We start from the raw sequence: 20,164 nt of genomic DNA on the forward strand, positions 1-20,164 counted from the left end.
CACCAGCTCGATTGCTGAAGCGCCACCCCACGGGCAGGCGCCCGCCCTGCGCCTGCGGGCGTGGCGCTTGCCCGGGAGGGTGAAGGTGGAAACCCACCCTACGGGTCGGGGCGTCCCATGTCCCCGATTGCATGACAGTGCCCGGCCGGAGCTGTTTCCCCCGCCCGGTACGCGCCAAAGGCGCAGGGCGAGCGCCTGCCCGTCCCGGCGGGCTGGCGCTCTGGCTGGGCTTGGTGCGTCGCTCGGAGCGGGGAGGGGTTTGGCTGGCATAAAGTACTGCTGCGGGAGCGTTGAAGCGCCACCCCACGGGCAGGCGCTCGCCCTGCGCCTGCAGCCGGTGAGACAACCCTCACCCCCGCGCGAAGACCTCCACGGCCACCGCGCTCGCGTAGATCACGATCATCAGCACGCTCTCCACGCCGATCCGGGCCGGGCCGCGCCGCTGGCGCATGATCAAGCCGGCGAGCAGGATGGCCGTCATCAGCATCCCCGTCGCCAGCCAGTAGAGATCGTTCATCCCGACGGCACCGTAGATCGAGCCCTCGCGGTAGGCGACGTCGGAGAAGACCATGAACAGGGTGTCGAAGGTGTTCCCCCCGATGATCCCGCCCACGGCCAGCTGCAGCGCGCCCCTCCGCACGGCGACCATCGTCGTCACCAGCTCCGGCAGCGAGGTGACGATCGCCGTCAGCAGCGCGCCGACGAGGCTCGACGACAGCGAGAAGCGGGTGATGAAGCTGCTGCCCACCTGGCTGATCACCCAGCCGCAGCCGGCCATGACGGCGACCAGCGCGAGGAAGATCAGCGCGGGCCGCAGGGCGGAGCGGTTCGCCTCCTCCGCGTCCTCCGGCTCGTCGTGGCGGGTGTCCGAGGTCTCCACCGGTTTCCACATCGGAGCCTCGCTGACGGAGGCGGAGAGCCTCACGCCCGCGAGGTAGGCGAGGAAGAGCACGACGGAGATCGGGTGGACGCCGAAATAGGCGATGTCCGGCCCGGCGATGGCGGCGACGGGCAGGCTGAGGAAGATCAGCAGAAGCACCGCCTGGAAGAGGTTGGCCGGCTCGGCGGCGGCATGCTCGAGGTTCGCGCGCTTGTAGAGCAGGTCGGCGAGGGCGAGGAACAGCGTCTGCACGGCGATGCCGCCGACGGCGTTCGACATCGCGAAGCTGGCATCGCCCGACGACGCCGCCGTCACCGAGACGACGACACCGGAGAGCGAGGTCGCCCCGCCGAGGACGATGCCGCCGGCCATTGCCTCGCCCATGCGGGTGCGGTCGGCGATGACGTCCGCCAGGCCCGTGGCCTTGATGGAGGCGGCGACGACGGCGGCGCCGGCGGCGGCGAAGATGGCCAGCAGAAGCCAGAGGGAGAGGTCGTTGAACATGTCGCCTTCCGGGTTGTGCCGGGCTGCGGGTCCGGCGCGCGCCGCTCTGGCGCACTCGGCGCTGCTGGTGCAGCATTCCACCGGGGCGGGAACGCCCCTGTCCGCCTCGCGTTCCTTGATAAAGGGAGATTGCAGATGAGCAACAAGATTACCCGCGCCCTACCGTCCCGGCGCCTTCCGGCCCCCGCTGAGCGTGATCGCTGGCTGCCCGCTGCCTATGCGGGAGGCATGCTGGCCTTCGGCGCGGCGCTGCTCGTCGCCAAGCCGAGCGTCGGCCACGTCCCCGACGCCCGCCCCTTCGGCGCCCACCCCCGCAAGGGCCGCCTGCGCCGCGCCGCCGGCTGGGCCCGCGACAGCACCCATGCGCTCGCCCCCTCCAACGTCACCGATTCCATCGGGCGCGCCCTCGTCATCGGCGGCCTCGCCCTGCTGATCACCCGCTTCCTCGACGAGCTCGCCGGCCGCGACTGAGGGGGCAGGCCGCAACTCGGCCCCCTGTCTTTGGTCCAAAAAAAATCCTGGGGGGTCGCCTTTGGTGGCGCCATTGGTCCGAGCCCCAATGGCGACGGGCAGAGCCCCAACGTACTCAAAGGCGTGCGCCGAAGGCGCTCATCCAGGAACCGGACACCCGATCTCGCGCAGAAACGCGTCGGTCAGCGCCATCAGCTCCGCTGACTGCTCGTGGGCGCGCGGGTAGATCGGTGCCTTGCGGTCGTCGAGGATCGGGCGGTCCCAGCCGTCGGTCGTCTCGAAGAAGTGGCGGGCGCCGTCTTCGCCGAACTCCTCGCGAAAGCCGTGGACGACGACGTCGAGGTAGCTCAGGAGGATCGGCTGCTGCTCGCCGGGGGGCGAGGCGTTGTCCCGCGCGACGCGGTAGAAGGTGAGGCCCTCGGCGTGCTCGTGGCGGAGGTAGGCGCCCTCGCGGGCGTCGAGCGCCTCCCACTCCGCTTCGGGGACGGTCGCGGCGAGGCCGAGGATGTGGCCGTCCCCTTCCGTCACCGAGAGGTAGGCGACCTCGCGGAGGCGCGTCCCCTGCCAGTGGCGGCGGAAGCCGGGGAGGCGGGCGGGCGCGGCCTCGGCGTAGCGGTGGGTCAGGCGGTTGACGAGGCTGCCGTAGCCGAAGATGCGGCGGACGGGACTCACTCCCGCGCCCTCAGCACCTGCGCCGGCTTGGCCGCCAGTGGGCGGAGCGCGAAGGCGAGGCCGGCGAGAAGGGAGGCGAGGGCGCCGAAGGCGACGATGAAGAGCGCGTTGCCCCAAACGGGCACGAACTCCAGATCCATCAGCTGCTCCATCACCGCCCAGCCGCCGGCCATCCCCGCCGCCAGCGCCACGATCCCGGCGCAGAGGCCGAGGAAGGTGGCACGGAGCGCGAAGCTTAGGAGGATGCGGGCGCGGCTGGCGCCCAGCGTCTTGAGCAGCGCCGCCTCCCACGCCCGCTGCCGCTCGCCGGCGGCGGCGGCGCCGATGAGGACGAGGAAGCCCGTCAGCAGCGTCACCCCGGCGCCGTAGCGGGTGGCGGCGGCGATGCCGCCCAGCAGGCGCGCCGCCTCCTCCACCGCCTCGCGGATCGAGATGGCGGTTATGTTGGGATAGGCATTGGCGAGGTCGCGCAGGATGGCTGCCTCCGCCGCTTCCTCGGCATAGACGGTGGCGATGAAGGAATGCGGCGCCCCGGCGAGGGCCGAGGGGTTCATCGACATGACGAAGCCGATGCCGGCGCTGTTGAAATCCACCTCGCGGAAGCTGGTGACAGTGCCGGAGAACTCGCGGCCGAGGATGTTCATGGAAATGACGTCGCCCAGCTCCAGCCCGAGCTCCGCGGCCTCGGCGGCGGAGAAGGAGATCTGCGGAGGGCCGTCATAGCCCGGCGGCCACCATTCGCCGGCGGTGATCCGGGCGCGCTCGGGCACCTCCTCGGAATAGGTGAGGCCGCGGTCGGAGCGGAGCACCCAGTGGGGCGGCAGCTCGGAGGCGGGGACGTCGTTGATGGCGGTGATCACGCCGCGCAGCATCGGCGCGGCATCGACGCGGGAGACGGCGGCGTCACCGTCGAGGCGGGCCATGAAGCCTTCCATCTGGTCCGGCTGGATGTCGATGAAGAAGTAGGAGGGCGCGACCTGGGGCAGCTCGCCGGTGATGGCGCGGCGCATGTTGCCGTCGATCTGCCCGACGGCGGCGAGGACGGCGAGGCCGAGGCCGAGGGCCAGCACGGTGGAGAGCGTCTCCCCCCCGCGCGCGCCGACGGCGCCGAGGGCGAGGCGGAGGGCCGGGCGCCCCCGGGCGGGCCGGGCGAGGCGCCGGGCCAGCCAGCGGAGCGCCACGGCGGAGAGGGCGAGCGCGGCGAGCGCGCCGGCGATGCCCCCCGCCGTCCACAGCGTCAGCTCGACGGAATCGGAGAGCCAGGCGGCGGAGGCGACGAGGGCCGCCAGCAGGACCGCCGTGGCGAGGAGGTAGCGGGGCCGGGGCAGGTGGCCGCCGGCGGACGCGTCGCGGAAGAGCGCGGCGGGGCCGACCTCCTCCGTCCGAGCGAGGGGCCAGAGGGTGAAGATCAGCGCCGTCAGCCCGCCGTAGAGCGCCGCCTCCGCCAAGGGCCCCGGGTAGACCGTGAAGACGGCCGGAATGGGGAGGGCGGCGCCGATGACGGGCGCGAGGAGCAGGGGCAGCACGGCGCCGAGGACGAGGCCGATGGCGATGCCTAGTAGGGAGAGGGCGCCGATCTGGATCAGGTAGGTCAGGAAGACGGTCGAGCGCGCCGCGCCGAGGGAGCGCAGCGTGGCGATGGTCGCCGTCTTGCCGGAGAGGTAGGCGCGCACAGCGGAAGAGATGCCGACGCCGCCGACGGCGAGGCCGGCGAGGCCCATGAGGATGAGGAAGGCGGCGAGCCGGTCCACGAACTCCTCCGCCCCGTCGGCGCCGCCGCGGCTGTCCTCCCACCGCACGCCGGAATCGCGGAAGCGGGCGCGGACCTCCTGCTGGAGGGCATTGAGGTCAGCCTCCGGGGGCAGGAGCAGGCGATACTTCGTCTCGAAAAGCGTGCCCTCGGAGATGAGGCCGGAGCCGGCCAGCGCCTCCGTCAGCACGAAGGTCTTGGGGCCGAAGCCGAAGCCGCCGGCGGCGTTGTCGGGGTAGCTCTCCACGATGGCGGTCAGGCGGAATTCCTGCTCGCCGAGGCGGAAGCTGTCCCCCGGGGCGAGGCCGAGGCGGTCGGCCAGCAGCGGCTCCATCACCGCGCCGGGCAGGTCGCTGCCCGCCAGCGCCTCGGCCAGCGGCATCGGGGGATCGAGCGTGACGGAGCCGATCAGGGGATAGGCGCCGTCGATCGCCTCCACCTGCGTCAGCGCGCGCTCGGAGGTCTCCCCCTCGCCGATGGTGGCGAGGGAGCGGAATTCGACGAGCTCGGACCGGGCGCGCGAGATCTCGTCCATGTAGGCGAGCTCGTCCTCGGTCGCGAAGCGGTAGGTGAAGGTCATCTCCGCATCGCCGCCGAGGAGGCGCGCGCCCTCCTGCTCCAGCCCCGCGGTGATCGCGGCGCGGACGGAGCCGAGGGCGGCGATGGCCGCGACGCCGAGGGCGAGGCAGGCGAGGAAGATGGCGAAGCCCCTCAGCCCGCCGCGCAGCTCGCGCCGGGCGAGGCGGCCGGCGATGGCGAGGCTCACGCGGGCGCCTCCACCGGCTGATCGGGGGCGACGCGGCCGTCATGCAGGCGCACCGTCCGGTCGCAGAGCGCCGCCAGCTCGGCGGCGTGGGTGACCATGACCAGCGTCGCCCCGTGGCGGTCGCGCAGGGAGAAGAGCAAGTCGATCACCTGCTGGCCGGTCTTCGTGTCCAGGTTGCCCGTCGGCTCGTCGGCCAGAAGCAGGCGGGGGCGCGGCGCGGAGGCGCGGGCGAGGGCCACGCGCTGCTGCTCGCCGCCGGAGAGCTGGCTGGGGTAATGCCCGGCGCGGCTGGCGAGGCCGACGGCCTCAAGCTCCGCTTCCGCGCGGTCGAAGGCGTCCTTGGCGCCGGCCAGTTCCAGCGGCGTGGCGACGTTTTCCAGCGCCGTCATGGTGGGGATGAGGTGGAAGGACTGGAAGACCACGCCCATATTGTCCCTGCGGAAGCGGGCCAGCGCATCCTCCCCGAGGGGCGTCAGGTCCGTTCCCAGTGCAGTGACCCGGCCCGAGGTGGCGCGTTCCAGCCCGCCCATGAGCATGAGGAGTGACGATTTGCCCGACCCGCTTGGCCCGACCAGCCCCAAGGTCTCCCCCGCTGCCACCTCCATCGAGATGCCCTTGAGGATCTCCACCCGCCCCGCATTGCCCATCAGCGAGAAGGTGACATCGCTCAGGGAGAGGGCTGCGTGTGGGGCAGGGGATGTGTCCGGCATCGGGCGGCTCCTCTCATGGGCGCGTGGCCTTGGATATGGGGGGCGAGGGGGGCTGCGCAACCTCGCCGCCGGCCTCGCGCTCCTCTGCACGCCCGCTTTGCCCGCCGCTGCCGAGGATGTGATCCTCGCCTTCGGCGATTCGCTCACCGCAGGCTACGGCCTGCCGGTTGAGGAGGGGTTCGTGCCGCAGCTGGAAGGCTGGCTGCGGGAGAACGGAGCCGAGGTGGAGGTGATCAACGGCGGCGTCTCGGGCGACACCACGGCGATGGGGCGCCAGCGCCTCGCCTGGGCGCTGGGAGATGCGCCGGACCTCGTGATCCTCGAGCTCGGCGCCAACGACATGCTCCGCGGGATGGACCCGGCGGCAGCGCAGGAGAACCTTGCCGCCATGATCGAGGAGATCGAGGACGCCGGCGCCCGGGTACTGCTCGTCGGCGTGAGGGCGGCAAGCAACTACGGCGCCGGCTACAGGACCGCCTTCGAGGGGATGTTCCCGGAGCTGGCCGAGGAATACGGCCTGACGCTCTATGAGAACTGGTTCTCCGCCGTCGAAGGGGAGGATCTGAACGCCGCCCGCGCCGCCTTCATCCAGAGCGACGGGCTGCACCCCAATGCCGAGGGCGTGGAGCGGATCGTGGACGATCTCGGCCCGGTGGTACTGGAGGAGCTGGACGCGCTGGACGCCCCGGCTGGCTGAGGAGGGGCATGGGGAAGGGCGCCGGCCCGCACCGGCGCCCTTCGCAATTGGTCAGTCCCGGCTCAGGCCAGGGACAGGTTGACGGCGCTCTCCCGGCCGTCGCGGCCGGTCTCGAGGTCGAACGTCACCTTCTGGTTGTCGGCGAGGCCGGTCAGGCCCGAGCGCTCGACGGCGGAGATGTGGACGAAGACGTCCTTCGAGCCGCCGTCAGGCGCAATGAAGCCGTAGCCCTTGGTGGTGTTGAACCATTTAACGGTACCGGTTGCCATCGTGATCTCCCTTCCCGGTGCCGCTCGCTTTAGTGCAGCGGCCTGGCGCGTCGCGTCGATCGTGCTTGGCCTTCGGTCGGAAGAGTCGGCAGATAGAAGTAACTCGCACTCCGAATATTCTTAATTTCCCCTGCGTCGATCAAGGTGATTCGCGCAGCCTCTGTGTGGTCGCCCGGGCGGCCCGGGGGGGCGCCATCGCCGGTGCCTGCTGGCGCGGCGGCAGGGCGCGCCAGACGAGAAGCCCCATGATCGCGGACCCGGGGAGCAGGTAGGCCGCGAGGGCGACAGCGACCGGCACGTCGTAGACAACGAGGCCGATTGCCGCGGCCACGAGGCCGAGCAGCGCTCCGAAGATCATCGCGGCGTTCAGCATGGCGTCCTCCGTTTTCCGTGATCGTTCGCGCTCAATGGGGCGTAAAGAAGGCGGGCCGGGGGCCGGGATTGGCAGAAGGGCAACGGCCGGGGCGTGGCGGGGGCCGCGGGTGACAACCTTTTGCAGTCCGGTCAACTTTTCGCCAAATTGCCACGGGAAGAGGAGGGCCGCATGATGATCGACCCCGAAGGAGCTACTGACATGTCTGTGCGTCCACTGCGCCCGGCGCGATGGGCCTCTGCCCCCATTCTGACACTTCCTGCCCTGGCCCTGCTGGCCGCCTGTTCCGGCGGCGGCGCGGCGGGCGGCGGCGGCTCGCCCGGCGACCCGGCGACGGGCCCCGACGGGGCGGAGAGCTACACGCTCGACCTCGAGGGCAAGGAGGAGCGGGTGGACGACATCGGCACCGTCTATGACGAGGTCTATGGCGGAAAGCCGATGCCCGGCGCCCTCGCGCCCACGACCGGCACCGCCACCTTTAACGGCGCCGTCAGCTTCGGCAGCCAGGTGAAGGACCCCGATCTCGTCGCTGCGCTGGCGGTGACGGTGGATTTCGGCACCGCCGGGGTGACGGGCTCCATGTGGGATTTCCACGACCGTGCCGGCCATGTCGCCGGCGGCAGCGTGGCGCTGACGGGAGAGGTGCCGGAGGAGTCCCCCTCCTCCGTCGTGCTCGGCGGGCAGGGCCTGCTCGACTGGGGGCCGGAGCAGATCTACCTGCGCATCGACATGACGGGCGATCTCTACGGTGCGAAGGCCGACTGGCTCTACGGCCAGGGCGTCGCGACGCTGACGACGGACGGTGTGGAGGAGACCTACACGGCCACGCTCGGCGGAGACAACGACCGGGTGGACTGAGACCGGGTGGACTGACGCCTGGCTGTTCCGGAGCCGGACAACGAAAAAGGGCGCCCCGGGGGGCGCCCTTCTTTATCTCGGCTGGGCCTTGGCGGCCCGGATCGTCAGGCCAGGGCCAGGTTGGTGGCCGACTGCCGGCCGTCACGGCCGGACTCGAGGTCGTAGGTGACCTTCTGGTTGTCGGACAGGCCGGTGAGGCCGGCGCGCTCGACGGCGGAGATGTGGACGAAGACGTCCTTGCCGCCGGAGTCAGGCGCGATGAAGCCGAAGCCTTTGGTGGTGTTGAACCATTTCACGGTGCCAGTGGCCATGTGAAGTATCCTCTGTGTTCGCTGCCCGCTGAAGTGCGGCAGCCCGGCTCGTCAGTTCAAGTTCGAGACTGCGTACCGGTGACGGGAACAGGGGATCGAAGAGAAATCGTAGCGACTCTTGTTATGGCATGTTTGAGGGGGGTGACGCAAGGGGCGTTGGATTTGACGGCAGAGTCTCACTTTAAACATAAGTGATTTTATGGCTATTAGATTGTGCGGTAGCAGGCGTTGCGCTGCGCCGCGGCTTGCCTACATCCCTTGAAAAATTCGCAGTTTGCTAACATATGTGCGCACAAAGTGTTAGTGTCTGTTCCAACGGACGACCAACCGTCGAGCCAGGAGGGCCAACATGCCAAAAGGACCGCAAGGGCAGAGGCGCCTAGCGGACGTTATCGGCAATGCTGTGCACATTGCTCACATCGCGACCGGAGAGGAACCGGAGACGAGTTTAAAGCGACCGGCCAACCGCAACAGCGGTTTGTCGGGTTCGAAGGCACGTCGGGAGGACACCACGGCGGACGAGTGGAAGGAGATCGCGCTGAAGGCGGCCAACGCGAGGTGGTGGGGATGACCAATAACCCGCCGCAACGTGTAGTTTATAAGCCAACTTGGGTCGCCAACAGCTTTCTAGTGCGCGCGAGGAATGAGGGGGTGACGGATGTTGATCCCCTAAAGATCCAAAAGCTTGTCTACAACTTGCATGGATGGAACCTTGCTGTGACGGGATCGCCCGCTGTCGGGGAGCGTTTCGAGGCGTGGCCGCATGGGCCAGTTAATTCCACCCTTTATCACAAGTTTAAAGAGTACCGTTTCAGACCTATCACCGGCTATGCGACGGACGTTGACCCAATGACAGGGGTGCCGTCTGCGACATATGTAAGCGAGGGGGATGCGGCCTTCTACGACGTTTTTGACCGTGTATGGAAGCGGTACAAAGGATATAGTGGCCAAGAGTTATCTGACATGACCCACGCGGTTGGGACCCCATGGTCATATGCGCGTGAACACGGCCTGCATTACATTCCCGACAACATGATCCGCGATCATTTTATAGAAATTGGTAAAGTTACCGCATGAAGAAGCCGAATGTGTCGGCTGACGCCATTGGCTCATCGGCTCTAGAGCAGCCGGGACCTTCAGGTCCAGTCGGCCCTGACCCAATGACCAGAGACCCAGTCTTAGACCAAAAGATGGGTGCCGTAGGCCGGTGTTTGGGTTACGGGGATGAAAAGAAGGCCAACATTGCAGGGCTGGCGGTCGCGGTTTTCACCATTGTCCTTATTGCAGTGGTTTGCGTCTATTTGCTTTCTGAAAGCGATGAAAACAGGTCGTTATTGGGTAGCCTAATCACCCCTGTGTTCGGTGTAATTACCGGCTCCATAGGGTATATTACCGGCCGCAAGGACTAACTGAACTTTTGCTTCCTAAGGGACTGCGGAGGGACGGTTCGGGGAGGTGGAAGCAGCTTGGCCCGGGTAAGGTGGGTTAAATACCACCCTACGAGGCGATCCGAAGTAGGGTGGGTATGTAACCCACCTTGCCGCCGCGGACGCGGGCTTCGACGTCCGAAGCGAGGCCGATCCGCCGCTTTTGAAGGTCGGCCGGGCAAGAGAGCCCGGCCGGGGGTAAGGTGGGCTGGACACCCACCCAACAGGCTACCGAGCGAACTTCTTGAACTTCACGCGGGTCGGCTCCAGCGAATCGACGCCGAGGCGCTTCTTCTTGTCTTCCTCGTAATCCTCGAAGTTGCCTTCGAACCACTCCACATGCGCCTCGCCCTCGAAGGCGAGGATGTGGGTGCAGATGCGGTCGAGGAAGAAGCGGTCGTGGGAGATGACCACCGCGCAGCCGGCGAAGTCGACCAGCGCGTCTTCGAGGGCCCGCAGCGTCTCCACGTCGAGGTCGTTCGTCGGCTCGTCGAGGAGGAGGACGTTGCCGCCGCTCTTCAGGAGCTTGGCCATGTGCACCCGGTTGCGCTCACCGCCGGAGAGAAGGCCGACCTTCTTCTGCTGGTCGCTCCCCTTGAAGTTGAACGAGCCGCAATAGGCGCGGGAGTTCACCTCCGCGTCGCCGAGGGAAATGAGCTCGGCGCCGCCGGAGATCTCCTCCCAGACCGTCGCGTTGTCATCGAGCGTGTCACGCGACTGGTCGACGAAGCTCAGCTGCACCGTGTCGCCGTAGTCCACGGTGCCCGCGTCGGGCTCCAGCTGGCCGGTGAGCATGCGGAAGAGCGTCGACTTGCCGGCGCCGTTGGGGCCGATGACGCCGACGATGCCGCCGGGGGGCAGGGCGAAGGAGAGATCCTCGATGAGGAGCTTGTCGCCCATCGCCTTCTTCAGCCCCTCCACCTCGATGACCTTGCCGCCGAGGCGGGGGCCGTTGGGGATGACGATCTGCGCGCGGGAGATCTTCTCGCGCTCGGACTGGCCGGCGAGCTCCTCATAGGCGTTGATCCGCGCCTTCTGCTTGGCCTGCCGGGCCTTGGCGCCCTGGCGCATCCACTCCAGCTCACGCTCCAGCGTCTTCTGGCGGGCCTTGTCCTCCCGCGCCTCCTGGCTGAGGCGCTTGGCCTTCTGCTCCAGCCAGGCGGAGTAGTTGCCCTCGTAGGGGATGCCGCGGCCGCGATCGAGCTCGAGGATCCAGCCGGTGATGTCGTCGAGGAAGTAGCGGTCGTGCGTGACGATCAGGATCGTGCCCTTGTAGGCGATCAGGTGGTTCTGCAGCCAGGCGATCGTCTCGGCATCGAGGTGGTTGGTCGGCTCGTCGAGGAGCAGCATGTCCGGCGCCTCGAGCAGCAGCTTGCACAAGGCCACGCGGCGACGCTCACCGCCGGAGAGGTTCGCCGGCATGGCATCGTCGGGCGGGCAGCGCAGGGCCTCCATCGAGACGTCGACCTGGGCGTCGAGGTCCCACAGGTCCTTGGCGTCGATCTCGTCCTGCAGCTTGGCCATCTCCTCCGCCGTCTCGTCGGAGTAGTTCATGGCCAGTTCGTTGTAGCGCTCGAGGATGGCACGCTTCTCGGCGACGCCGTCCATGACGTTCTCGCGGACGGTCTTGCCCTCGTCGAGATGCGGCTCCTGCGGGAGGTAGCCGACCTTGGCGCCCTCGGCGGACCACGCCTCGCCAGTGAAGTCCTTGTCCATCCCCGCCATGATGCGCATGAGCGAGGATTTACCGGCGCCGTTGACGCCGACGACGCCGATCTTCACGCCGGGCAGGAAGCTCAGGCGGATGTTCTCGAACACCTTCTTGCCGCCGGGGTAGGTCTTCGAGACGCCGTCCATATGGTACACGTACTGATAGGCGGCCATGGCGATGCTCCATTGCGGGGGTTTCGACGGCGCTCAATAACGGGGGCGGGGCGAAGGAGCAATGCGGGGCACATTGGCGGACATGATGGCGCGCGTGGCGCAGCCGGGGCGCGTGACGTGGATCGGGGGCCGGTCCGGCCGCCGCGAGGAGGTCGTGGCGGTGGAGCGGGTGCTCGTGAAGCCGGGCGGCCTGCAGGGCGATCACGCGAGGAAGGGCAAGCGGGCGGTGACGCTGGTCCAGGCGGAGCATCTGCTCGCCATCGGCAGCTTTCTCGGGGCAGGCCCGGTGGCGCCGGAGGTGCTGCGGCGCAACCTCGTGGTGGAGGGGATCAACCTGCTCGGGTTGAAGGAGAGGGAGGTGAGAATCGGAGGCGCGCTCCTGCGCCTGACGGTGCCCTGCCATCCCTGCAGCCGCATGGAGGAGGCGCTGGGCCCCGGAGGCTACGCAGCGATGCGCGGCCACGGGGGCTGGTGCGCCGAGGTGCTGGAGCCCGGAGAGGTGGCGCTGGGCGACCGGGTGGAGCCGGTGTGAGGGTGCCGGGGGCGGCGTCTCCCGGAGCGGGTCACGGGGCGGCGACGTCTTTCTCGAAGAAGACGTCCGGGTAGGGGTCGTCGTTGAAGCGGGGGATCTCCCGCCATCCGGCGCGGCGGTAGAGGGCGACGGCCTCGGGCAGCGCCGAGTTGGTGTCGAGACGCAGCTGCGCCATGCCGAGCCGCGCCGCCTCCGCCTCCACCGCGGCCATGAAGCGCCGGGCGAGGCCGAGGCCGCGCGCGGAGGGGGAGACCCAGAGCCGCTTCACCTCGCCCCAGTCGCCATGCCCCTTCAGGCCGCAGCAGCCGATCGCCGCGCCCTCCGCCCAGGCGACCCAGAAGGCGCCGCGGGGCGGCTCCATACTGGTCGCCTCCGGGTCGGCCGAGAGCAAGACGTCGAAGCCGCTGGAGAGGCGGGCCGCCAGTTCGGCGTAATAGGCCTGCAGGCAGGCGACGGCCTCCGGCGCGCGAGGGGAGGTGAGGCGAAGATCGGGAGCGGTCATGGCGAGAGGATTAGGGGAGGGGCTGGGGGGCTGCAAGATTGGCCGGGTGAGTCGCGGGGGCGGTGCGAGGCGGGCGCGGTGGGTGGCGACCACGCACCCTGCGCAGACCGCCCGCCGAGGTAGAGCGGGCGCCGGCCCGACAGGGGCGCCGAGGTTGCAGGCGCCGGGCGGGGGTGCAGCTCGGGCCGGGCCCTTTCGGAGAGCGCGGTGCGCGAGGCGCCCAAGCCCGTAGGGTAGGTTTTCAACCCACCGCTCCGCCCGCCTTCCGGGACCTCATCCTAGATGTTCTGGCCGAGCGCCCCGCCGTCTGGAAGGCGCTGCGATGGCGCCCATAGACGACACCGTCCACTCCCGCGCCCATCCCCGCCCGCACCCGGGCACCCCATCCGCAGGCGCAGGGGGAGCGCCGGCTCGTGGGGTGGCGCTCCTGCGGTCGAGCCGGGGTGCTTTATGGTGACACTGCCTCCCCGCGGCGGTCGGAGCACTGACATCGCCGGAGCGCCAGCCCGCGGGACGGGCCGGCGCTCGCCCTGCGCCTTTGGCGCGTACCGGGCGGGGGATCGGCTCCGGGCGGTGCGCAAAGGAGAGGAGGCGGCGGCCACGCGCCGCGGGCCGGGCTTCAGCCCGGCACCGCCTCCCCCCCCGGCTGGCCCTCGCATCGCGGCGGGCGTAGGAAGGCGGCAACTTCCGAACAGGAGACCCGACATGACCCAAGCCGAATCCGATCTGCCCTTCGACCTCGCCAAGCTCGACCGCCTCGCGGAGGTGGCCGTCAATGTCGGCCTCGGGCTGAAGGAGGGGCAGGAGCTCATCGTCACCTGCCCGTCGACCGCGCTGCCCTTCCTGCGCCGCGTCGTTGCCGCCGCCTACCGGGCCGGAGCCAGCCTCGTGACGCCGATCATCTCCGACGCCGAGATCACCCTCGCCCGCTACCGCCACGCGCCCGACGGGAGCTTCGACAAGGCCCCCGCCTGGCTCTACGCCGGCATGGCCGAGGCGTTCGAGGCCGGCGCCGCCCGAATGGCCATCGTCGCCGATGACCCGATGCTGCTCGCCGACGAGGAGCCCGGCAAGGTCTCCCGCGCGGGGCGCGCCAACTCCGCCGCCTACCAGCCGGCGCTGGCGAAGATCGCCGGCTTCGACATCAATTGGACCATCGCCGCCTTCCCCGGACAGGCCTGGGCGAAGCGCATGTTCCCGGATGTCTCCGCCGAGGAGGCGCAGGGCAAGCTGGCCGACGCGATCTTCGCCGCCAGCCGGCTGGAGAACAACGACCCCGTCGAGGCCTGGGCCAAGCACAACGCCCAGCTGCGCTCGCGCTGCGACTGGCTGAACGAGCAGCGCTTCGATGCGCTGCACTACAGCGGCCCGGGCACCGACTTCACTCTGGGCCTCGCGCAGGACCACAAGTGGAAGGGCGGCGCCTCGGAGGCGAAGAACGGCATCATCTGCAACCCCAACATCCCGACGGAGGAGGTCTTCACCACCCCCGACAGCCGCCGCGCCGACGGCACGGTGCGCGCGACGAAGCCGCTCTCCCACCAGGGCGCGATGATCGAGGGGATCGAGGTGCGCTTCGAGGGCGGCCGGATCGTCGAGGCGACCTGCACCCGCGGCGAGGAGGTCTTCCAAGAGCTGATCGCTACGGACGAAGGCGCGTCGCGGCTGGGGGAGGTGGCGCTGGTGCCGCATTCCTCGCCGATCTCCGCGAGCGGGCTGCTCTATTACAACACGCTCTTCGACGAGAACGCCTCCTGCCACATCGCGCAGGGGCAGTGCTACTCGGACTGTTTCATCGACGGGGCAAAGCTCTCGAAGGAGGAGATCGCGGAGAAGGGCGGGAACAGCTCGCTGATCCACGTGGACTGGATGATCGGCTCGGGCGAGATCGATATCGACGGCATCCGGGAGGACGGGACGCGCGTGCCGGTGATGCGCGGCGGTGAATGGGCGAGTTGAGGCGGTTCGGCGGGAGGTGGGTTGTAAACCCACCCTCGGGGCGCTCGGGTGCCACCTCCTTCGGGGGGGTGGCTGACGGAGGCGGTGCGTGGCGAGCACGCACCCTACGGATGTAGCGCCGAGCCTCACCGCCTGGGAGCGCACCATCGCCGCGGCATCCCCCGCCCGGTACGCGGCAAAGGCGCAGGGCGAGCGCCTGCGTCCCCCTCCCGCACGCTCTCGTAGCGGTAATGGTAGGAGCCGTAGCCGACTATGGACGTCCCCCAGAGTACCGGCCGCCAGCCCGTCACCTCGCGGAAGAGCTCGTCCAGCCGCTGCGCATCAGCGCGCCGGCCCGCAGGCTCGACCGCGGCGAGGTAATCCTCGACGGAGGCCTCGGTCGGCTGGGTCAGGTTCTCGGCGATGGCGCTTGCTCCTGCCCCAGCGTAACGCGGGTCAGCCCTCAGCGGAAGGCCGGGCCGTGCGCCCAGACCGTCAGCGACTGCCGCACCCCCGCCGTCACCGGCGTCACCCGGTGGAGGAGGTAGGAGGGGAAGAGCGTCGCCGCCCCCCGCCCCCGCTCGGCGGCGACGACATGGCCCGACGGCATGATCTCCAGCGCCCCGCCCTCGTATTCCTCCGGCTCGGAGAGCTGGACGACCAGCGTCAGCTTTCGCCGCGCGGCGAGGCGGCCGTCGCCGATGTCGGAATGCCAGTCGAAATGCCCCTCGCGGGCGGCGTCGTAGCGGGCGACCTGCGGGCTCTCGGAGAAATCCGTCAGGTCGAAGCCGAAGGCCTCCCGGTTGGCGCGGGCGGTGATCTCGATCAGCCGGTCCATCACCCACTCCGCCCCCGCCACCTCGTCGATCCAGACGAGATCCGCGCGGCGCATGTTGCTCTCCCGCTGGCCGACGAGGCGGGCGGCCTGCGCCGGCGCCTCGGCGACGATGAGGGCGAGATGATCGCACTCTGCCGCCGAGAAGGCGGCGGCGACGGACTGGACGTGGATCATGGGGGGCAGGCTCCGGGGTGCGGCGAGAGATGCCCTGTAGGGCCGCGGGCGCCCCGGCGCCGCGCCGGCGGCGACATGCGCAGGGTCGTTTTTGCACCGCGCCCGCCGGGGCCTGTCCGGACGCGGCGGCCGCCCTACATCCCCCGCCATGACACGCAGCATCCACATCCCCGCGAACGGTGGCATCCCCAACCATCCGCGCTTCGCCGCGCTGGTGGTCCCGGGCGCCGCGCCCGCCGATATCGACGCGGACGGCGGCAAGGCCCTCGTCCAGACCAACGGCTGGTCCGGCGCCTGGGACTGGGGGGTCTACGACTTCCACCATTTCCACCCCGCCTCGCACGAGGCGCTGCTCTGCGTCGCCGGCCGCGCCACGCTCGCCATCGGCGGGCCGGAGGGGGAGGAGATCGACGTCGGACCCGGCGACGGGCTCATCCTCCCCGCCGGCACCGGCCACCGGTGCCTCTCCGCCAGTGACGACTTCCGCGTCGTCGGCTGCTACCCGCCGGGGCAGGAGAGCCCTGACATCATCCACGCCTCCGCCGACGCGGTGGACCGCTACGGGACGAGCATCGCCGCGGTGCCGGTCCCCGAGCATGACCCGTTCACCGGCGGCGCCTTCGAGGGCTGGGCCTGAGCCCGCCCTACCCCGCCAGCGCCCGGCGGATGAGGTTGGCGCCCGCCACCAGCAGCACGACGAGGATCACCCGCCGGAAGGTCTTCTGGTCGATCCGGTCCTGCACCTGCTGGCCGAGCCGCATCGCCGCGACGGCGGGGATCGTCAGCGCGAGGCCGAAGGGCAGCGTCGCCCATGTCAGCAGGCCGGAGCCGACATGGGCCCCGAAGAGCATGATCGCCCCGACGCCGTAGATCACCCCCTGCACCTGCACGTGGTCGCGCTTCGGCAGGTCGATCGCGGTGAGGTAGAGCACCGTCGGCGGCCCCCAGACGCCGGAAAGCCCGCCCACGAAGCCCGAGAGCCCGCCGACGAGCATGGCCGGCAGCCGCGCCTGCTCCCTCAGGCGGGGCGACCAGCCGGCGAGCATGAGGAGCGCGAAGAGCAGGACAGGCCCGCCGATCATCAGGTAGAGCCACTCGGGCCGCAGCACCGAGACGAGCTGCGCGGAGATCAGCAGCATGACGAGCAGCGCCGCCATGTAGAGCCGGAAGCGCCTGAGGTTCGCCCAGGCCGCCCGTGGCCCCAGCCGCAGCGCCTGCAGCCCGTTCGTCGCCAGCGTCGGCGGGATCAGCCCGGCGAGCGCCAGCTCCGGCGGCAGGATGAGCGAGAGGCCGGAGATCATGAGCATCGGCATCGCGAAGCCCGAGATCCCCTTCACCACCCCCGCCCCGAAGGCCACGAGGCAGGCGAGGGCGAAGAGCGAGGGCGTGAGGACATCCGGCCAGAACATGGGGACGCTGTTAGCCGGGACAGGCGCGTGGCGCCAGACGAGTGGCGCCAGACGCGGGGTAGACGCTCGCCGCCGTCCCCTCGTCCCCCGCCGGGGAGAAGGCCCGGAGCCCCCCGGCGGGGTGCGCGGGCGCCGTTGGCTTCGCGCCTTGACAGGTGGCTTCCTCGGCAACGGTCGGGCGGAGCGCAGCGTCCACTCCCGCGCCCTCCGCCACCTCCACCCGGGCACGACATCCGCAGGCGCAGGGCGAGCGCCGGCACGTGGGGTGGCGCTCCAACATCTGAGCGGCAGCGCTTTATGGTGCCACTGCCTCCCCGCTCCGATCTCCGCGCTGCCGTCAACGGAGCGCCAGCCCGCGGGACGGGCCGGCGCTCGCCCTGCGCCTTTGGCGCGTACCGGGCGGGGGAAACAGCTCAAGCTTCCGGAAAAGGGGGCGCGCCTCTCGGGGCTGTTAAAGAGGGCGAGCAAAGTGAGGAGAAGCGGCCGTCCACCAGGCGCTCCCCCCCACCAACACGAACCAACCAGCCCACAGGGTCTCCCTCGCCGAGACCGCCTACCCCCGCGCAACCACCGCCCGCGCGGCCCCCTCCGGGCCCTCCGCCAGCAGCATCGTCAGCGCCTCGGTCAGGCCGGCCTGCAGCGCCGCGCGGTCGGTCCCCTCGGCGAAGACGTCCTCCAGCGCCAGGTAGCGGGCCACCACCTCCGCAGGCTCTCCCGGCCAGCAGGCGGCGAGGCGCTCGGCCAGCGGGTCGCGCACGTCGATGGGCGCGCCGGAAAGGTCGCGGCCCGAGGTGTAGGCCATCCACGCCGCGATCGCGAGGTAGAGGCCCTTCGGCTCGCGCCCCGCCGCGAGAGTCTCCGCCACCGTGCCGAGGATGCGCTGCGGCAGCTTCTGCGAGCCGTCCATGGCGATCTGCCAGGTGCGGTGGCGGATGGCCGGGTTGGCGTAGCGGGCGAAGAGCGCCTCGGCGTAATCCTCCAGCGAGGTGCCGGGCGGCGCCGTCAGGACGGGGAGGATCTCCTCGGCCCACAGGTGGCGCACGTAGGCCGCGAGCGGCTGCCTCGCCACGGTGTCGGCGATGGTCTCCGCCCCGGCGAGGTAGCCGAGATAGGCGAGGGCGGAGTGGGTGCCATTGAGGCAGCGCAGCTTCATGTGCTCGAAGGGGGTCACGTCCTCGACCAGCTCCACCCCCACGGCGCCGAGATCGGGGCGCGGGCCGACGAAGCTCTCCTCCACCACCCACTGGCGGAAGGGCTCGTGCATCACCGGGGCAGCGTCGTGGCGGCCGGTGAGCTCTTCGACCTTGGCGATGTCGTCCTCCGTCGTCGCCGGCACGATCCGGTCGACCATGGAGGAGGGGAAGGCGCCCTCCGCCGCGATCCACTCGGCGAGGCCGGGCTCGACCATCTCCGCCAGCTCCAGCACGAGGCCGCGCAGCAGGCGGCCGTTCTCGGGGATGTTGTCGCAGGAGAGCACCGTGAACGGCGCCCGGCCCTCCGCCCGCCGCGCCGCGAGGGCGCGGACGAGGTAGCCGATGGCGGAGGCGGGGGCCTCCGGCTGCTCGAGATCCCGGCGGATATCGGGGTGTTCGCGGTTGAGGCGCCCGGTGGCGGGGACGTGGCAATAGCCCTTCTCCGTCACCGTCAGCGTCACCAGCTCCGCCCCCGCCATGGCGGCGAGGACGGCGCCGGGATCCTCCGGCGCCACCAGCACCTCGCCGACGATGCCGACGGGGCGCGCCGTCTCCCCCTCCGGCCCGAGCTCGACGGCGGTATAGGCGCCGCCCTGCGGGGCCAGCCGGTCTCGCTGGGTGGGGGATTTCAGCGAAACGCCGGTGATCCCCCAGTCTCCCCCGGAGAGGGCCATCGCCTCCTCGATGTAGATCGCCCCGTGGGCGCGGAAGAAGGCGCCGAGGCCGAGATGGACGATGCCGGCTTTCGGAGCGGCGCCGAGGCCGGCGGTGTCACGGGTGAGGCGGGGGGCAGTCATGGGGCGATCCTTGGCTGGGGAGTGGGGCACCCGGCGGACGGAGCGCCGGCGCGGGAGGAGAGCCCCGGGGCTCTGCCCCGGACCCCGCGGTATTTCTGGCCAGATGAATGGGCGGCGGCGGGCGCAGGAGGGACCGGGGGCACAAGGACGGCGCGTCTGGTCACGCGGGCACCGCGCCCGGCGGCGTGATGGCGGTCAGCGCACCGCGGGCCATGACGACCTGCGCGGCGACATGGTGGCCGGCGGCGATGGCGGCTGCGGGGGCGGCGCCCTGCAGGCGGGCGGCAAGGTAGCCGGCGTTGAAGCTGTCCCCCGCGCCGGTGGTATCGACGGGGACGACGGGGGCGTGGCCTTGCGCGCAGCCCTCCTCCCCCTCCGCCTGCCAGTGGATCGGCCCGCCGCCGGCCTTGACCACGACCTCCGGCACGCCCAGCGCCGCGTAGCGGGCGCGGGTCGCCTCGGGGGAGGTGTCGCCGAAGGCCGCAGCCTCGTCATCGGCGCTGGGCAGCAGGATCGCGGCGGCGCGGGAGGCGCGGTGCACCCAGTCGCGGGCGACGTCCATGCTCTCCCACAGGCGGGGGCGGATGTTGGGATCGAAGGCGAAGGGCACGCCGCTCTGCGCCAGCACCTCCAGCAGCGCCTCGCGGCGCCCCGGCTCGAGGATCGCCAGCGTGATGCCCGAGAGGTAGGCGAGCCGCGCCCCCTCCAGGGCCTCCGCGACCTTGCCGGGATCGTCCGCGAGGCGCCGGGCGGCGGACTGGCCCCGCCAGTAGGTGAAGCTCCGCTCCCCCTCCTTCAGCGAGATCGCGTAGAGCCCCGGCCCCCGCTCGGCATCGCGCTGGACATGCGCCACCTCCAGCCCGGCCTCCTGCAGGAAGGCGAGGATGCGGGCGGAGAACTCCTCCTCCCCCACCCGGGTCACGTAGCCGACGCGCCAGGCCTCGGGCAGCAGGCGGCGCAGGTACCACGCGGTGTTCAGCGTGTCGCCGGCGATGCCCATCGACCAGAGCCCGCCCTGCCCGGCCTCCGACAGCTCGATCATGCATTCGCCGATGGAGACGATCCGCGCCACGCCATTCCCCCTGATGCCGGGCCCCTCCATGCGGGGCACGGGATGTTTGGCCGGCAGGGGGAAAAGATGCAAGCCGCCCTCCCCCGGCTCCTTCCCCGTCCACTCCGGGCGCGCGGGGTGGGTGGGCGGGGGCGGGC

The 20,164-nt window shown here is 70.5% G+C and carries 21 protein-coding genes; 8 read left to right on the forward strand and 13 right to left on the reverse strand.

Features of this window, described 5'->3' with window-relative positions:
• Nucleotides 1-349: 349 nt before the first annotated feature.
• Nucleotides 350-1,384, reverse strand: coding sequence for a sodium:calcium antiporter (locus GY170_RS16125; protein ID WP_163895529.1), 1,035 nt, complete (start codon nucleotides 1,382-1,384; stop codon nucleotides 350-352).
• A 135-nt stretch (nucleotides 1,385-1,519) separates the two neighbouring features.
• On the opposite strand from GY170_RS16125, the gene GY170_RS16130 reads away from it, so the two are divergent.
• Nucleotides 1,520-1,855 (forward strand): hypothetical protein, encoded by a 336-nt coding sequence (locus tag GY170_RS16130; protein WP_163895531.1) that lies wholly within the window; start codon nucleotides 1,520-1,522, stop codon nucleotides 1,853-1,855.
• 138 nt (nucleotides 1,856-1,993) lie between these two features.
• Here the strand turns inward: GY170_RS16130 and GY170_RS16135 are convergent, their stop codons facing one another.
• Genes GY170_RS16135 through GY170_RS16145 form a run of 3 tightly spaced genes read right to left on the reverse strand, consistent with a single transcriptional unit; the run spans nucleotide 1,994 to nucleotide 5,753 of the window.
• Complete coding sequence (locus tag GY170_RS16135) at nucleotides 1,994-2,527, reverse strand: gamma-glutamylcyclotransferase family protein (protein WP_163895533.1); 534 nt, start codon at nucleotides 2,525-2,527, stop codon at nucleotides 1,994-1,996.
• Complete coding sequence (locus GY170_RS16140; protein WP_163895535.1) at nucleotides 2,524-5,043, reverse strand: ABC transporter permease; 2,520 nt, start codon at nucleotides 5,041-5,043, stop codon at nucleotides 2,524-2,526. Before GY170_RS16140 ends, GY170_RS16135 begins: the two co-directional genes overlap by 4 nt.
• Nucleotides 5,040-5,753: an ABC transporter ATP-binding protein gene (locus GY170_RS16145; RefSeq protein ID WP_163895537.1), complete on the reverse strand. Its 714-nt coding sequence runs from the start codon at nucleotides 5,751-5,753 to the stop codon at nucleotides 5,040-5,042. Before GY170_RS16145 ends, GY170_RS16140 begins: the two co-directional genes overlap by 4 nt.
• A gap of 97 nt (nucleotides 5,754-5,850) precedes the next feature.
• On the opposite strand from GY170_RS16145, the gene GY170_RS16150 reads away from it, so the two are divergent.
• The gene (locus GY170_RS16150) at nucleotides 5,851-6,450 is read left to right on the forward strand and encodes an arylesterase (RefSeq protein WP_235924228.1); all 600 of its coding nucleotides are present in this window, start codon (nucleotides 5,851-5,853) and stop codon (nucleotides 6,448-6,450) included.
• Nucleotides 6,451-6,512: 62 nt separating this feature from the next.
• Here GY170_RS16150 and GY170_RS16155 read toward each other — a convergent pair whose 3' ends face one another.
• A complete protein-coding gene (locus GY170_RS16155) occupies nucleotides 6,513-6,719 on the reverse strand; it encodes a cold-shock protein (protein WP_163895541.1) in 207 nt (68 codons plus the stop codon).
• A gap of 139 nt (nucleotides 6,720-6,858) precedes the next feature.
• Nucleotides 6,859-7,092: a hypothetical protein gene (locus GY170_RS16160; RefSeq protein WP_163895543.1), complete on the reverse strand. Its 234-nt coding sequence runs from the start codon at nucleotides 7,090-7,092 to the stop codon at nucleotides 6,859-6,861.
• A gap of 201 nt (nucleotides 7,093-7,293) precedes the next feature.
• On the opposite strand from GY170_RS16160, the gene GY170_RS16165 reads away from it, so the two are divergent.
• The gene (locus GY170_RS16165) at nucleotides 7,294-7,950 is read left to right on the forward strand and encodes a HupA family protein (RefSeq protein WP_163895545.1); all 657 of its coding nucleotides are present in this window, start codon (nucleotides 7,294-7,296) and stop codon (nucleotides 7,948-7,950) included.
• 104 nt (nucleotides 7,951-8,054) lie between these two features.
• On the opposite strand, the gene GY170_RS16170 is transcribed toward GY170_RS16165, so the two are convergent.
• A complete protein-coding gene (locus tag GY170_RS16170) occupies nucleotides 8,055-8,261 on the reverse strand; it encodes a cold-shock protein (protein WP_163895547.1) in 207 nt (68 codons plus the stop codon).
• A 522-nt stretch (nucleotides 8,262-8,783) separates the two neighbouring features.
• On the opposite strand from GY170_RS16170, the gene GY170_RS16175 reads away from it, so the two are divergent.
• Both GY170_RS16175 and GY170_RS16180 read left to right on the forward strand, forming a co-directional pair.
• Complete coding sequence (locus GY170_RS16175) at nucleotides 8,784-9,338, forward strand: Panacea domain-containing protein (protein WP_167803329.1); 555 nt, start codon at nucleotides 8,784-8,786, stop codon at nucleotides 9,336-9,338.
• The gene (locus tag GY170_RS16180) at nucleotides 9,335-9,670 is read left to right on the forward strand and encodes a hypothetical protein (RefSeq protein ID WP_163895551.1); all 336 of its coding nucleotides are present in this window, start codon (nucleotides 9,335-9,337) and stop codon (nucleotides 9,668-9,670) included. Before GY170_RS16175 ends, GY170_RS16180 begins: the two co-directional genes overlap by 4 nt.
• 246 nt (nucleotides 9,671-9,916) lie before the next feature.
• Here the strand turns inward: GY170_RS16180 and ettA are convergent, their stop codons facing one another.
• The gene (gene ettA / locus GY170_RS16185) at nucleotides 9,917-11,572 is read right to left on the reverse strand and encodes an energy-dependent translational throttle protein EttA (RefSeq protein ID WP_163895553.1); all 1,656 of its coding nucleotides are present in this window, start codon (nucleotides 11,570-11,572) and stop codon (nucleotides 9,917-9,919) included.
• 61 nt (nucleotides 11,573-11,633) lie between these two features.
• On the opposite strand from ettA, the gene GY170_RS16190 reads away from it, so the two are divergent.
• Nucleotides 11,634-12,104: an MOSC domain-containing protein gene (locus GY170_RS16190; protein ID WP_235924229.1), complete on the forward strand. Its 471-nt coding sequence runs from the start codon at nucleotides 11,634-11,636 to the stop codon at nucleotides 12,102-12,104.
• Nucleotides 12,105-12,135: 31 nt separating this feature from the next.
• On the opposite strand, the gene GY170_RS16195 is transcribed toward GY170_RS16190, so the two are convergent.
• Nucleotides 12,136-12,606, reverse strand: a complete 471-nt coding sequence (locus GY170_RS16195; RefSeq protein WP_163895555.1) for a GNAT family N-acetyltransferase — start codon at nucleotides 12,604-12,606, stop codon at nucleotides 12,136-12,138.
• 705 nt (nucleotides 12,607-13,311) lie between these two features.
• On the opposite strand from GY170_RS16195, the gene GY170_RS16200 reads away from it, so the two are divergent.
• On the forward strand, nucleotides 13,312-14,565 hold the full coding sequence (locus GY170_RS16200; protein WP_163895556.1) for an aminopeptidase: 1,254 nt from the start codon (nucleotides 13,312-13,314) through the stop codon (nucleotides 14,563-14,565).
• A 442-nt stretch (nucleotides 14,566-15,007) separates the two neighbouring features.
• Here the strand turns inward: GY170_RS16200 and GY170_RS16205 are convergent, their stop codons facing one another.
• Nucleotides 15,008-15,556 (reverse strand): 2OG-Fe(II) oxygenase, encoded by a 549-nt coding sequence (locus GY170_RS16205; protein ID WP_163895558.1) that lies wholly within the window; start codon nucleotides 15,554-15,556, stop codon nucleotides 15,008-15,010.
• 148 nt (nucleotides 15,557-15,704) lie between these two features.
• Here GY170_RS16205 and GY170_RS16210 point away from each other — a divergent pair, with 148 nt between their 5' ends.
• On the forward strand, nucleotides 15,705-16,193 hold the full coding sequence (locus tag GY170_RS16210) for a cupin domain-containing protein (RefSeq protein ID WP_163895560.1): 489 nt from the start codon (nucleotides 15,705-15,707) through the stop codon (nucleotides 16,191-16,193).
• 7 nt (nucleotides 16,194-16,200) lie between these two features.
• Here GY170_RS16210 and GY170_RS16215 read toward each other — a convergent pair whose 3' ends face one another.
• The 3 genes from GY170_RS16215 to GY170_RS16225 form a co-directional block, all read right to left on the reverse strand.
• Nucleotides 16,201-16,965 carry a sulfite exporter TauE/SafE family protein gene (locus GY170_RS16215; protein WP_163895562.1) on the reverse strand — a complete coding sequence of 255 codons (765 nt, stop codon included), beginning with the start codon at nucleotides 16,963-16,965 and terminating at the stop codon, nucleotides 16,201-16,203.
• 553 nt (nucleotides 16,966-17,518) lie between these two features.
• Nucleotides 17,519-18,955 (reverse strand): mannitol dehydrogenase family protein, encoded by a 1,437-nt coding sequence (locus GY170_RS16220; protein WP_163895563.1) that lies wholly within the window; start codon nucleotides 18,953-18,955, stop codon nucleotides 17,519-17,521.
• A 160-nt stretch (nucleotides 18,956-19,115) separates the two neighbouring features.
• On the reverse strand, nucleotides 19,116-20,057 hold the full coding sequence (locus GY170_RS16225) for a sugar kinase (RefSeq protein WP_163896283.1): 942 nt from the start codon (nucleotides 20,055-20,057) through the stop codon (nucleotides 19,116-19,118).
• Between the last annotated feature and the right edge of the window lie 107 nt (nucleotides 20,058-20,164).

This window comes from Pseudoroseicyclus tamaricis, from assembly GCF_012070395.1.
In the GTDB taxonomy this organism is placed as follows: Bacteria; Pseudomonadota; Alphaproteobacteria; order Rhodobacterales; family Rhodobacteraceae; genus Pseudoroseicyclus_A; species Pseudoroseicyclus_A tamaricis.

What these genes read in the sequence shown, in the direction of transcription:
- GY170_RS16125 (WP_163895529.1), bottom strand. Translation starts at nt 1,384, where the DNA reads ATGTTCAACGACCTCTCCCTCTGGCTTCTGCTGGCCATCTTCGCCGCC.
- GY170_RS16130 (WP_163895531.1), top strand. Translation starts at nt 1,520, where the DNA reads ATGAGCAACAAGATTACCCGCGCCCTACCGTCCCGGCGCCTTCCGGCC.
- GY170_RS16145 (WP_163895537.1), bottom strand. Translation starts at nt 5,753, where the DNA reads ATGCCGGACACATCCCCTGCCCCACACGCAGCCCTCTCCCTGAGCGAT.
- GY170_RS16155 (WP_163895541.1), bottom strand. Translation starts at nt 6,719, where the DNA reads ATGGCAACCGGTACCGTTAAATGGTTCAACACCACCAAGGGCTACGGC.
- GY170_RS16160 (WP_163895543.1), bottom strand. Translation starts at nt 7,092, where the DNA reads ATGCTGAACGCCGCGATGATCTTCGGAGCGCTGCTCGGCCTCGTGGCC.
- GY170_RS16165 (WP_163895545.1), top strand. Translation starts at nt 7,294, where the DNA reads ATGTCTGTGCGTCCACTGCGCCCGGCGCGATGGGCCTCTGCCCCCATT.
- GY170_RS16170 (WP_163895547.1), bottom strand. Translation starts at nt 8,261, where the DNA reads ATGGCCACTGGCACCGTGAAATGGTTCAACACCACCAAAGGCTTCGGC.
- GY170_RS16180 (WP_163895551.1), top strand. Translation starts at nt 9,335, where the DNA reads ATGAAGAAGCCGAATGTGTCGGCTGACGCCATTGGCTCATCGGCTCTA.
- ettA (WP_163895553.1), bottom strand. Translation starts at nt 11,572, where the DNA reads ATGGCCGCCTATCAGTACGTGTACCATATGGACGGCGTCTCGAAGACC.
- GY170_RS16190 (WP_235924229.1), top strand. Translation starts at nt 11,634, where the DNA reads ATGCGGGGCACATTGGCGGACATGATGGCGCGCGTGGCGCAGCCGGGG.
- GY170_RS16195 (WP_163895555.1), bottom strand. Translation starts at nt 12,606, where the DNA reads ATGACCGCTCCCGATCTTCGCCTCACCTCCCCTCGCGCGCCGGAGGCC.
- GY170_RS16200 (WP_163895556.1), top strand. Translation starts at nt 13,312, where the DNA reads ATGACCCAAGCCGAATCCGATCTGCCCTTCGACCTCGCCAAGCTCGAC.
- GY170_RS16205 (WP_163895558.1), bottom strand. Translation starts at nt 15,556, where the DNA reads ATGATCCACGTCCAGTCCGTCGCCGCCGCCTTCTCGGCGGCAGAGTGC.
- GY170_RS16210 (WP_163895560.1), top strand. Translation starts at nt 15,705, where the DNA reads ATGACACGCAGCATCCACATCCCCGCGAACGGTGGCATCCCCAACCAT.
- GY170_RS16215 (WP_163895562.1), bottom strand. Translation starts at nt 16,965, where the DNA reads ATGTTCTGGCCGGATGTCCTCACGCCCTCGCTCTTCGCCCTCGCCTGC.
- GY170_RS16220 (WP_163895563.1), bottom strand. Translation starts at nt 18,955, where the DNA reads ATGACTGCCCCCCGCCTCACCCGTGACACCGCCGGCCTCGGCGCCGCT.
- GY170_RS16225 (WP_163896283.1), bottom strand. Translation starts at nt 20,057, where the DNA reads ATGGAGGGGCCCGGCATCAGGGGGAATGGCGTGGCGCGGATCGTCTCC.